The 13,262-nt window shown below is 41.1% G+C and carries 8 protein-coding genes; 6 read left to right on the top strand and 2 right to left on the bottom strand.

All coding sequences use genetic code 11. The features are described 5' to 3' along the window. The first annotated feature begins 8 nt into the window (after positions 1 to 8). The 4 genes from NPUN_RS10240 (at position 9) to NPUN_RS10225 (ending at position 8,769) form a co-directional block, all read left to right on the top strand. Entirely contained in the window at positions 9 to 3,302 is a 3,294-nt protein-coding gene (locus NPUN_RS10240; RefSeq protein ID WP_012408670.1) for an efflux RND transporter permease subunit, read from the top strand. A gap of 1,402 nt (positions 3,303 to 4,704) precedes the next feature. Beyond that, the gene (locus NPUN_RS10235; RefSeq protein WP_012408669.1) at positions 4,705 to 5,511 is read left to right on the top strand and encodes a hypothetical protein; all 807 of its coding nucleotides are present in this window, start codon (positions 4,705 to 4,707) and stop codon (positions 5,509 to 5,511) included. Between the two features lie 917 nt (positions 5,512 to 6,428). After that, positions 6,429 to 7,607 carry an MFS transporter gene (locus NPUN_RS10230; RefSeq protein ID WP_167315598.1) on the top strand — a complete coding sequence of 393 codons (1,179 nt, stop codon included), beginning with the start codon at positions 6,429 to 6,431 and terminating at the stop codon, positions 7,605 to 7,607. A 184-nt stretch (positions 7,608 to 7,791) separates the two neighbouring features. Next, positions 7,792 to 8,769, top strand: coding sequence for a hypothetical protein (locus tag NPUN_RS10225; protein ID WP_012408667.1), 978 nt, complete (start codon positions 7,792 to 7,794; stop codon positions 8,767 to 8,769). 263 nt (positions 8,770 to 9,032) lie between these two features. Here NPUN_RS10225 and NPUN_RS10220 read toward each other — a convergent pair whose 3' ends face one another. After that, complete coding sequence (locus NPUN_RS10220; protein ID WP_012408666.1) at positions 9,033 to 10,478, bottom strand: deoxyribodipyrimidine photo-lyase, 8-HDF type; 1,446 nt, start codon at positions 10,476 to 10,478, stop codon at positions 9,033 to 9,035. A gap of 312 nt (positions 10,479 to 10,790) precedes the next feature. Between NPUN_RS10220 and NPUN_RS10215 the strand changes: the two genes are divergently transcribed. Continuing rightward, the gene (locus tag NPUN_RS10215; RefSeq protein ID WP_012408665.1) at positions 10,791 to 11,345 is read left to right on the top strand and encodes a 1,2-dihydroxy-3-keto-5-methylthiopentene dioxygenase; all 555 of its coding nucleotides are present in this window, start codon (positions 10,791 to 10,793) and stop codon (positions 11,343 to 11,345) included. A gap of 131 nt (positions 11,346 to 11,476) precedes the next feature. Here NPUN_RS10215 and NPUN_RS10210 read toward each other — a convergent pair whose 3' ends face one another. After that, a complete protein-coding gene (locus tag NPUN_RS10210; protein ID WP_012408664.1) occupies positions 11,477 to 12,274 on the bottom strand; it encodes a hypothetical protein in 798 nt (265 codons plus the stop codon). Between the two features lie 371 nt (positions 12,275 to 12,645). Here NPUN_RS10210 and NPUN_RS10205 point away from each other — a divergent pair, with 371 nt between their 5' ends. Then, a complete protein-coding gene (locus tag NPUN_RS10205; protein ID WP_012408663.1) occupies positions 12,646 to 13,092 on the top strand; it encodes a TOBE domain-containing protein in 447 nt (148 codons plus the stop codon). The last annotated feature ends 170 nt before the right edge of the window (positions 13,093 to 13,262 follow it).

Genomic DNA, 13,262 nt, shown 5'->3' with positions numbered 1-13,262 from the left:
GATAGTTTATGATTTTTTCGATCGCGAATACCTTCATCAAACGCCCGGTATTAACTACCGTTTGCACTCTACTGATTCTGATTGTCGGTGGCGTGTGTATTCCGTTGCTGCCGCTTAATTACTTGCCAGATATTGCACCGATTCGCGTTCAAGTCTCAGCTTCCTATACTGGGGCGGATGTGGAAACTGTCGAAACTGCCGTAACAACTACGCTGGAGCGACAGATTAATGGCGTTGAGGGAATGCAGTACATGACCTCGAATAGTTCAGCAGGTAGTAGCCAAATTTCGGTATATTTCGGGGCGCAGACAGATAAAAATATTGCTCAAGTTAACGTCCAGAATCGTCTTGCTCGTGCTACACCTCGCCTACCGACAACGGTGCAACAATTCGGTGTGACAGCACAAACATCTTCTACAAGTATTTTGTTAGTCTATGCTCTTTATCCAGAAAATAATGAGTATGACGCGTTGTTTATTAGTAACTATATCGATCTAAATTTGCGAGATCAACTGCTGAGAACGCCTGGAGTTGGGGATTTAACAATTTTTGGTGAAAAGCAATATGCAATGCGGTTGTGGCTCGACCCAAATGCACTGGCAAGCCGAGGCTTAACTGTGACAGATGTTGCTACGGCATTGCGATCGCAAAACATCCTCGCCGGAGCCGGAACATTAGGTCAATCGCCTATCCCTCCAGGCCAAAGTTATGAAATTCCGTTGCGAATCAATGGTCAATTTAAAGATGCGTCAGAGTTTGAAAATCTAGTCATTCAAGCCGGAAGTAATGGCAATTTAATTAAACTTCAAGATGTGGGCCGTGCAGAACTTGGCTCGGAGACTTACACCAGCAATGCCAGAAATAATGGTAAGCCATCAATTGGTATCGCAATTTATCAGTCACCTGGTAGTAACGCTCTGGATGTCTCCAAAAACGTTCAGGCTCAGATGAATGAGTTGATGAAAGACTTTCCACCAGGCTTAAAAGCTGAGATTGTCTACGATACCGTTGGGTTTGTGCAAGCGTCACTCGAAGAAGTGCTGAAAACACTAGTTGAAGCGATCGCTCTTGTCGTACTGGTGATTTTTCTGTTTCTACAAAACTGGCGAGCCACAATTATTCCCCTGGTTGCCATTCCCGTTTCACTGATTGGGGCATTAGCATTCGCTTACGTGTTTAGATTCTCGTTGAATAATTTAACGTTATTTGGCTTAATTTTGGCAACAGGATTAGTTGTAGATGATGCCATTATCGTTGTTGAAGCGATCGCCCGCAAAGTTGAACAAGGAATGCGACCACTGCAAGCATCAGTCGAGGCAATGGATGAACTTACCGGAGCCGTAGTTTCAACGTCGCTGGTATTGATGGCGGTTTTTATCCCGGTGGCATTTTTCCCAGGTTCGACAGGAAAAATGTATCAGCAGTTCGCGTTGATTATTGCTTTTTCAATCGCCATATCAACGTTTAATGCCCTTTCCTTTAGTCCGAGTATATCTGCAATTCTGCTCCGTCCGCCTCGACCTGCACGCGGCCCGCTTGGTTGGTTTTTTAGTCGTTTCAATCGAATTTTACAATGGATCATTGAAAAGTATTTAGCGATCGTTAATTTTCTGATTCGCATTCGTTATGCGGTAATTGGATTATTTGTGGTTGGTTTAGCTGCCACATATTTTATGTTTACCCATGTTCCCACCGGATTTGTTCCGAGTGAAGACCAGGGAATTGTCTTAGGTATTATTCAAGGCCCAGATGGAGTTGCCCTCAACTATACCGATCGAGTAATTGAAAAACTCGAGCAAATTCTCGAAAAAGAACCGGAGGTTGATAACATTTTCGCCACTTCGGGATTTGGCTTTGCAGGTAGTGGCTCAAATCGCGGCGTGTTCTTTGCAAAACTCAAGCCGTGGGAGGAGCGCAGTCAACCCAATCAAACTGCCTCTGCAATCTTAACCCGAATAAATAGGGAATTTGCAACGATTCCAGAAGCTATTATCACCGCAGTCAGTCCCCCACCAATTCAAGGCTTTAGTACTTTAGGGGGATTTGAATTACAGCTAGAAGACCGTACCAACGGGCGACTGACAATAAATGATTTTTTTGCGAATGCTCAAGCGGTGATTGCCCAAGCAAATCAAAAACCAGCGCTCAAAGGCGGCGTTTTTACCCAATTTACAGCCAGTACACCACAGTTTCAAATTGACTTCGATCGCACTCGTTTAGAAGCACTTAATATCGATTTTCAACAAGCTGTCAACACACTCGGAGCTGCAATTGGCTCCCAGTATGTTAACGATTTTACCTTGGGACAGCGTAGCTACCGCGTATATATTCAGGCAGATGCTAACTATCGGCGATCGCCTGATGATATTCGGCGGCTTTATGTGCGATCGGCAAATAACCAAATGGTGCGATTGAGCGAGGTGGCAAAGATCACACCGACAACAGGGCCATCTGTAATTTCCCATTACAACGGCTTCCGTGCGATCGATATACAAGGTAGAGAAGCATCGGGCTACAGTAGTGGACAGGCGATTCAAGCAATGCAGCAAGCGGTGACTGAAGCAGCAACACCGGGAGTTGGCAGTGATTGGATTGGCACTGCCCGTGAAGAATTAAGTGCAGGTAACTTGGGGATTTTGATTTTTGGCTTCGGGATAATTATGGTGTTTCTGACGCTAGCTGCTCAGTATGAAAGTTATATCGATCCGGCAATTATTTTGTTAACTGTACCGTTAGCGTTGTTAGGCGCATTAAGTGCCTTAGCTTTGCGCGGTTTGGTGAATGATGTCTACGCAAACGTGGCATTGGTGATGCTGATTGGATTAGCGTCGAAAAACGCAATTTTGATCGTTGAGTTTGCCAATCAAGCCCTTGAAGAAGGTTTGACAATTCGACAAGCAGCCATAACCGCAGCGCAAGAAAGGTTCCGACCGATTGTGATGACTTCAAGTGCCTCCTTGCTAGGATTTTTCCCCCTGGTAATCGCCACCGGAGCCGGTTCTGCCTCGCGCTGGTCGTTAGGAACAGCCTTATTTGGCGGGCTACTCGTAGCAACGATTTTGAGTTTGCTGATTGTTCCAGTCCTGTACGTAATCATTAAAAATTTGGAAGAACGCTTCTTGAAGAAAAAACCTGCTAAACCCTCCCAACCGCCATCCCCAGATGGAAACAACGATGGACAATCAAGAGCAATGCCAACTCCAGTCGGAGATCCTACGCGAACGACCAACGCTCATCAACATTCATCTGTAATTATCAAACAAAATGCTGATGATAACAGATCCAATGATTCTAGTAATTGAAAAATAGAATAGGGAGTTGGGAGTTGAGAATTATTATCTTAATCTCCCTCATCCTCCCGATCTCCCTTACTCTGCTTTCTATTACAAGAGGTAATATCAAGTCCAGATAATCACTATATTATTAAAATCTAGAAAATTTATTACAACAGTTTTTGATAATAATTAACAGCTATAGCAGTCCTAAATCATTTTTCAAAAATAGATTAAGCGCAATGTGTAATATATCTCAATACGATTCAGCTAGCGACAAAAGCCGTAAATTGCGTAGGCTGGGTTGAGGAACGAAACCCAACATTTCCGAGGCTTTATGGGGTTGCGATTTGCTTAACCCAACCTACAATTTTTCTTAACTGAACCGTATTGCAATATATCTAAATTATCTAAATTAAAAAAACGTATTTTAAGAATTAACCATTGGCAAGATATACCAAATATAGAGAAATTGAAAAACGACATTTTTCATAGTGGCACAGCATTGCTTGCCGCTAAAGAAGGCTTATTCGCTCTTATAAGGATATTCTGGAACAGCCTATTTTCGTTATATATCATGATAATCTTGTAAAGATGATAAGTTTTGTATCTAATTGGGTTTCAAAAATTGCAACACTTTTTGCCGGCATTTTTGAGAGCCTTAAAGAGGTTTTAATAATTTCTTTCTTAGGCAATCAACTCGCCTTCATTCAAAATTTCTCATCCAATCTAGCTATTCAGTTGGTGTAAATTTCTACGAGTCACATCTCCATGAGAAGTTAAAGCTTTTTGCCCTTTATTGTAGATTTGTTGTGGAAACACTAACTATTAGTTTAACCATAATCGATTGAGAGTAGTACAGGCACGAGTAATCGTATTTGTATTCCAGGGTAAAAGTTATGTTGCAAAAATAGAATGAGGCTGGGCTGGTAAAAGTATGAATTGTGTCAACTCTCACCAGCTAGCCCTCAAAAAGTTTGGTTATTCAGTACTTTATATGCTAAATCAATCTGCTAGAAACCTGAAAATATTGCTGTACGGCAAAAACAGGCGTTATATTTTAAAATTTTACGCTTTTCTAGTATTTAGGTATTCGAAGCTAGATTTTAAAGCCAGATTTTGATGTTTAACTAATAATTTTGTGCAAAAACTACTGAAAAACAAAAGTTTTTGCAACATAATCATTGAATACGGTAGTTGCTTCAAATCTCTCGACCCAACACAATAGGGTAAACGCATCCAAGGTATAATAATCCTTTAACAGTAAGGGGGTTAGCGTTTGAAAATCTAGGCTATTTTCTCTCTAAGAAGCTTATATAGCAGGAGTTTTATAAACCCGATGCGTTTGCCATGAACAACATACTGTTTAATTTTTGGTGTTGAATTATTCTATTTTAATGATATTATTCTACAAAATTAAGGAGTGAGCTTGGTGCAATTTACAATCAATCCATTATTCAAGAAGCTGTCTGTAAAATATTTAACAGTAATTGCAGCTATAGTCACATTTTTACCATTACCAGTTAACGCAGCTACATTTTTAGTAACGGAACGCGCTGGTTTAGAAGGCAACGATCAAGTCAATTGGGGAAGCTTAGGTAAAGTATTCAATCCCTCTGCTCCTGACTTTTCTGTTTTTTTACCTAATTCTTTCTCAACAACATCCCAAGGTGGTTTAGGGTTAGATATAAATATAGCTCCAACTAATAATCCTCGGGTTACTCCACCATTTATTTTTCAAACTTTACCTTCCCCTGGAATTCGGAGTAACTTCGCTTTAGGTGACTTTATTCTCTTTGGAGGTATAGATCCAACAGGTTTTATCCCTCTTCCTCCTGGTACTCCCGATCCTGGTACTAAGGGTAACGGTGAACCTTTAACAATTAGTTTTGCCCAGCCTGTTTTCGGTGCTGGGGCTCAGATAGCTATAGACAGTAGTAAATTGAAAATTGAAACTTTTCTCAACGCTTTTGATAGCACCAATAACCTGTTGGCTAGTTTCTCAGTTCCAAATATTTCGTCCTTAGCATTAGATAATTCGGCAGTGTTCTTGGGAGTTCGTAGTGACACTCCAAACATCTCACGGCTAGTTTTTAGTAGTTCTGCTCCACAATTCGGTTTGGCCATTAATCAGGTAAGTATTCTTGCAGTTCCCGAATCGACTTATACCTTGGCGATATTAGCTTTTGGTGTTTCCGGCGCTGTTTTGAAGCTACGCCAACGTAACTTAGCCAAATAGTTAATTCTAATTCGTAATTTGGAAGAGGGTACAGTAGCCCACACCAAAATCTTTAATTGGGTCGTCTACAACATACTCTTTCCAAGACACTTTGAGTAGTAAGATCCCCGTAGCAATAGGTACGCGGATTCGCTTTCTCGTGTCACGATCAGTGATTAGTCTAGAGCTAAGGACATTTCTGAATAAAAAATTACCAGATCAAAGAATCATTTTCCCATTAGGGAATCAGAACTAACTCAATAGGTCAGGGCGATCGCACGGTATTTCAGAAATTCTTGCTGTATAAGGATCTTGACGAAAAATAGGCTAATTCAAAAAACGTCAAAACCTTTGCTCTTAAAGGATTCTTATACTTTAGATGCATTTACCCTGCCCAATAGATCGATCGGGTAATTTATGTTACGGAAATCAATCTAACGCTGATTGTAAGTACGAATGACGTTAGAAAAACTCGTTAACGTCACGAACAATTACGAATTATTTTGAGGCTCACACAGCGTCGAAATAGCTCGTGATTAAAGAAGTTTGAAGTTCCAGACATACTCCAACTTCTATCAGAGGTAAGTTCCACAACATTTTGAGCTTTAGCCAAATTAAAGTCAATGTCATACAAAGAAGTCGAACACATCATAGAAGCCAAGATACAAAAAGCTATACGGAAGCACGAGATCGTAGTTGCTTTTATTAGTAGTATTACTGGCTTAATTTTTATAATGGGTTTATTCCACGCTATTTCGCTTAATCACGCTCAAATTCACGCATTTTGCTTGAACTGATTACTGATTGCATTCAATAGGTCTTTACAGGCCAGGATTCCCTGCTGTACATACAACCCATCAAAGTTACACATATTTTTTAGAAAAGGGAATTGCACTATGGAGAGCAAAAATAATAGCAGGCCTATATTGGTCTTATTTTTGACTGTATTTATAGACCTGTTGGGCTTTGGAATTATTCTGCCGATACTGCCTTTATATGCTGAACAATTCGGCGCAAAACCTAATGAAGCCACTCTACTTGTAGCTATTTATTCTTTAATGCAGTTTTTATTTGCACCATTATGGGGCAGATTTAGCGATCGCTACGGTCGTCGTCCGATTTTATTACTGACCTTATTCGGTTCTGTAATAGCATACGCAGGCTTAGGCTTTGCTAACTCATTATGGATGTTGTTTCTTGCTCGTAGTCTTGCGGGAATTATGGCAGGAAATATTAGTACTGCTCAGGCATACATTGCAGATATTACCACGCCAGCTAATCGAGCCCGTGGTATGGGCATAATCGGAGCAGCTTTTGGTCTTGGCTTCATTCTTGGCCCAGCTATTGGAGGTTTTCTCATCGGGTCAGATCCAGACAACGCTAACTTTCATTTACCGTCGTTGTTCTCAGGTGGATTATCTTTATTCGCATTGCTTTGTGCTTTAACGTTACTTCCTGAGTCTCTAAATTCTGAGACTAAAGCCAAAATGCAAGCTAATCGCCACCGCAGGCGACGGCTGAACTTATTACAACTGTCACAGCGTCCACAGTTTTGTGTGCTTGTAGGCATCTACTTTTTTGTTACCTTTGCAGTTGCAGCTATGGACTCTACATTAGCTTTATGGTCTAAGCAGCAATTAAACTGGGGCCCTCAACAAACTAGTTATCTTTTTGCTTTCATGGGGATTGTTAGCACAATCGTTCAAGGAGGACTAATCGGATTTCTCAAGAAACACTTTGGTGAAATCAAATTACTTACCCTGGGGATATTAGGTTTAGGTTTAGGATTACTGCTAATTGGATTCTCACAAAGCTTAATTTTATTGTTGGTCGCTACTACACTTGTTGCATGGGGAATTAGTGTCAGTCAACCAATATTGAATAGCCTAATTTCCCAGATGACAGCCCCAGAAGAGCAAGGGCAAATATTAGGAATTGCCAGTTCTTGTTCTGCCTTAGCACGCATCGTTGGGCCAACTTGGGCAGGGATTAGTTTTATGAAATTTGGGAGTGATTCTCCTTTTTTGAGCGGATTTTTAGTAATGATAGTAGCTTTGGCTCTTAGTTTACGAGTTACTAAAAGTGCATCTGAATCAAACAAAGAACGTATAGCCTGACAATCCAGGCATTAGAGGATCTAAAGTTATTGCTGATGTATCCAAAACTTTAGATCCTCCTAAATCCTCCTTAAAAAGGAGGACTTTGAGAGGGTTATTCTCCTCTTGTTATTAAACATTACGAATTACGTTAGCGCAGCGTTAGCGAGTGTTCGAGCGTCATTACGAATTACGAATTAATAATATGACAGGTCGCCGAGTATTATTTTTAGGCATCTTTGTAAGCATCCTCCTGACCTACGCAATTTGGATCGGTGGGAGCATTCCTGCAAGCATCATCAAACTTCCTGACCAAGGATTAAACTGGTACTACTGGAAGCTTCCCCAACCAACCTTTTGGAGTCGAGCGACGGCTTGGGGTATGTACATTGGGCATCAGTTTAGCATCTGGGCGTGTATCTTGTGGGCGCAGCGATCGCAGTTGAAATACAAATCAGCCCTGCACCCGATAAATTATCTCATGCTTGCCATCAATGGTATATTCATCGCTTTACACTTCTTCCAGACCTATATTTGGTACGATGCTCTCGCTCAAGATACTTCAATTTGGGCTTCTCAAGGTGCAGTTGTACTGTTACTGGTGTTCGTACTGATTTTAGAAACGCCTCGACGCGGTTTGTTTTTTGGCAATTCTGTTCCATTCCATCAACAGTTTTTGCAAATTATCAAGCTGTACCACGGCTACTTTTTCTCCTTTGCCGCCATCTACACCTTCTGGTATCATCCAATGGAAGCGACTGTAGGGCATTTAATTGGTTTCCTCTATATGTTCTTGCTTCTCCTCCAATCGTCGTTGATATTTAACCGCGCCCATGTCAACCGTTGGTGGACATTCACTTTAGAAATTTCAGTGCTTTTACATAGTGTAGTTGTGTCTTTGATGCTAGGACAAAGCAAGTGGCCAACATTTCTCTTTGGTTTTCTTGGCATTTTAGTACTTACCCAACTCCACGGTCTACCTGTTGGTATCTGGACTAAACGTGCTATCTACGCAGCCTTTTTAGTCAGTGTAATGGTCGTTTATGGACTTACTGAACGCGGCTTGGGCAGAATTTACGAAGTAACCTATATTCCTCTGATTGAGTTTGGATTGGTTGGCACAATTTACTTAATCTTTTTGCTCATCTTATGGACAATTTCTCGTGTACCTATCAAGACGTAATCTGATACCCGTTAAAATATTTGATATGTTTGTAGTCAGGACTTACGCACAAGCAACGGAAAATCGAACCACAGAGGACGCAGAGGACACGGAGGAATAAGAGTTTGAGAGGTTTTTTGCGTAAGTCCTAGTAGTAAAGACTTTAGTCCTTTCTCCGAGACGCTACGCGAGCAAAATCAAGACTGAAGTCCTGACTACAAAAGTTTTTGAAGTAAGTTTGATTAGCCAGAGATGCTATGAATAAATATTAAAAACCAACTATCTTACTCACCACCACTAGTATTTTTTTGTTGTTGATAACGCAGTTTAAACTGGTTTTGTTGTATTTTATGATCCACAATTGGGTCAGGATAGCCAACAGCATGACGTTCTAAAGGTGGAATTTTCCCAGTAACTAAATATTCTGTATCTACAGACCTTAATTCTGATACCCATTGCCGAATATATTCCCCTTCTGGATCAAATTTTTGTGTTTGACTAGCTGGGTTGAAAATTCGCACAGGTTTCGGATCCATACCACTAGAAGCACTCCATTGCCAACCGCCATTATTAGCAGATAAATCACCATCAATCAGGTGCTTCATAAAGTATTTTTCTCCCAATTGGGGATTAATTAGCAAGTCTTTGGTAAGGAAACTAGCAACAATCATTCGACAACGGTTGTGCATCCAGCCACTTTCATTCATCTGGCGCATTGCTGCATCCACAATGGGGTAGCCAGTTCTTCCTTCACACCAAGCTTGGAAATGTTCTTCATTAGTTTCCCAAGGAAAGTTCTTAAAGGTGTCGCGGAAAGCACCATCAGCTAATTCCGGGAAGTTATACATTGCATGTTGATAAAACTCCCGCCAGGCTAATTCCTGTTGCCATGTGCGAATATTAACTGCTGTTTCCTCACTGCGACTATTTTCTAGTGCTTCGATGGTGGCTTGCCAAACGGTGCGAATGCCAATTACGCCAAATTTTAATGCTGCACTTAGTTGTGATGTTCCGTCAACTGCGGGGAAATTTCTCTGTTCTTGGTATTCAGTAATAGCTTTATTGGTAAATTCTTCTAATCGTTCTTGTGCCGCCGCCTCTCCTGGTGAAATAATTAATTGTTCATCCCAAATAAACCCTAAATCTTTCGCTGAAGGTAATGTCAAAGAACCTGAAAGTTTGGCAATTTCTTGTTCAGCTTCTGTTAATCCCTCAACATTTTGCAGTGTTTCAACTGGGTTCGCTTTCGGTTTGGTAATCCAATTTTTCCAGAAGGGGGTATAAACTGTGTAAGGACTGTTACCACCGGTGCGGATCTCATCTGGGGAGTTGAGGATTTGATCCCAGTTTTGATTAAGAAACTCAATACCTTTTTCTTTGAGGGCATTTATAATAGTGCGATCGCGTTCTTGTGAATAAGGTTCTACATCCCAATTCCAAAAAACAGCTTTGGCATTTATTGCCTCTGCTAAAGCTGGTATAGCTTGTACAGGATCGGCGTGGAGTATTAACAACTGGCTACCAACTTGAGCATATCGCTCTTGGAGTTTCTGCAAACAGCCAATCATATAAGTTACTCTCACAGGAGCAACATCATCCCGTTCTAGAATATGTGGATCGAGGCAAAACACGCCCACCACCTTCGGACTCCGCCGTTTTGCCGCAGCCAGCCCCGTGTTGTCAGAAATGCGTAAATCGCGCCGATGCCAAAACAGAATTAAGTCAGACATTTTATGCTGTATATAGTTCACCCGTACTAGCTTAGATGCTGGTGGTACCAATGAACATCATTCTGGCGATAAATTATATTCTGTAAATGGGTATTGGGTATTGGGTATTGGGTATTGGGTATTGGGTATTGGGTATTGGGCATAGAGAAGAGACAAAGAAGAGACTTATTCAATAATTTCTCCTTGTCCCCCTCGTCCCCTAATCCTTTCCTGCTCCCCATTCCCTATTCCCCGGTTTGTCAGTCGGGAATAGTGATTTTTTAGTTCAAAGATAGAGTATACTTTTCTTAACAGTTAATTAGTCTTTTTGTCATGGCTAACCTACTACTTGACGACGGTACGATTGAGAGCGATTTAGGCGAAATAGCTCGTGAACTTGCGCCTTTTGGCATTCAACTCAGACACTACAATCCAGGAACATCGCTACTCTTCCCCAATCTGTTAAGCCAGGACGTTTTAACTGAATCGGAGAAACATTATTGTGTAGAACTCCATAACAGCGTTTTTGAATTTCTTCAGCAAGAAAATGGCGCTATCTGGTGTGACTTGTTAAATGTGCATCCAGGTTCCTTTAATCTTCACCATCTAATAGCAACCTACGGCCGTTACCATACTCATCCTGCGCCTGAACCCCTCTACGTGTTGGCAGGAGAAATGATCTATGGCTTCGTGCGGCCTGATGGCAGTCAGGTACAGCTTTTAGTTCAGGCACAAGACTATCTTTACATCCCCGCTGACGTTGAGCATTGGTGCAGTCCAACTGCATCGTTGAATTTCAAAGCAGTACGCTATTTTGCGATCGCAGAGGGTTGGGTTCCCAATTATACAGGTACTCAAGTTAGCGATTCACTCAACAAGCCAGGTTAAAGCTCATTTACATTATCGCAAACTCTGATATTTCTTACTTAATGCTTTAACTCTTAAGAGGCGCTATTAGATTTCTCGACAGCAGAGGATTTGACAAGCTGGTTCAATGGTGTTATGGAAAGCTGACTACTTCACTCAACTTCCTCACAGAGAATTAACAGCGTTTCCATCGCCTCTGCTAGAGAAATCAACTCTGTCCAAGAGGACCCACTAACTAAATTTTGGGCGTGAGCTAATCGGTTTCGCAACTGTTCAGCAGACTTTAGGAAGCGTTCACCAAACCGTTTGGATTTTAATCCCAGTTGCTGGAGAAGTTCTGGCTGATTTAAAATCAACTCTCGCTTATCACAAAATTGCAGATAATCTAACAAATCCGTAGCTTCGTTTCTTTCTTGACTCTCTCGCCATAGCCGTTGAGCAACTTCTAAGCGCTCAGGTTTGAGGACTTTTTGCCAAGAATCTTGAGGATAGTAAATCCGCACCAGGCGCAGCAAATTCATTTCTAGGAGCGTTACCAAGCCAAACAGCAGCATTCGCGCGGGTGCTTTCTGCAAATCGCCACATGTAATAATACCACTTACCTGATTGCAGTCCAAGACAAACAATCGTGGAGTTTGTTGCAGGATGGGTAGCAACTTTATCAGTGGGGTGGAAATGGCTATTAGTTCTTTGGGATGAAACACCCTTTGATAGTCGCCACACTTGCCTTTTTTACCTTGAATCAAACTGGAGCGTTCTACATAACCGCTTATAATATCTCCTGTCTCAACGCCGATAACATCAAAATTTTGTGCCTGCATCCAATGCAGCACTTCTGTCACCTCCGCATTAGCTGGCATAGCTTTAAGGGGTTCTGCGACGTATTCAATGGTGATATTGTTCTCAAATAAACTCCGCAGGTCTTGAGAACGCGATTTTAGGTGTTTCATCCCCCGGCTGTGAACTCACGTTAGATAATCCTAGGGCACTCACGCGATGTCTGCGACGGGCTACGCCTACGCCAGTGGAATTTTCTGCCAGATTACCCCTGCAATCGCTATCTCGACAAATACCATAGGCTAATATCATACTATCCTAGTTACTATAAAGATAGTGATGCTTAGACATTTTCAAGGAACAAAATATTTTGTAACTACAAAAAAATAAATATTTATGTAGTTATTTAGATCGGATTAGTTGATTTATTTTGCAAAAAATGCCGAAAATTCTCGCAAAAAAAATGTTATTACTAAAACGACATATCGAATTGATAGTTGGTAGAATCTTACCAAGATAACCAAAATTGATAAATAATATTATTATGCCAAGAAAAGAACAAGGATGGGTTACATTTCAAACCTCAGAGGACGAGCGGAAGATTCTAGAGGAGTTTTGCGAACAGTCTCAACGTACCAAGACTGAGATTTTGCGAGAACTTGTGCGTAGTCTCACTCAGCACTCGTCAGGAACAGTATTACCACCAACTCAGCAGGAAAAACAGGAAGATATTTACTATACTCAAAAGCCTGGCATAGAAAGTACTATTCCCAAGAAATCACTAAAAGTTAGCTCTCGCAATATTCTTAAAGGTGTTGTTAAACGAGTTGTTTATGGAGCAGTTAATAGTGAGGTAACTCTGGAAATTATTCATAAAGTAGAATTAACCTCAATTATCACCAGAGCTTCGGCAGAAGAGTTAGAACTATCTGAGGGAAAAGAAGCTTATGCAGTCATTAAGTCGAACGATATTGTCATTGCTAGAGAATAACAATATGTGATTTTAGGCGGAGGGATTAATTGGTATGATTCTTGTTTTGCTTGCTGCTATACAAGATTTTATACTCGCTTTTAAAATCTTGATAACCAATTATATCGTGTCCGGCTAAAGACTTATCATTTAGACCGCAGGGAGCAGGGGGAAAGAAGCTTTTCCGATTT

Origin of the sequence: Nostoc punctiforme PCC 73102 (genome assembly GCF_000020025.1) — a bacterium.
GTDB classification, from domain to species: Bacteria; Cyanobacteriota; Cyanobacteriia; order Cyanobacteriales; family Nostocaceae; genus Nostoc; species Nostoc punctiforme.
This window is presented reverse-complemented; position numbering and strand designations above follow the sequence as displayed.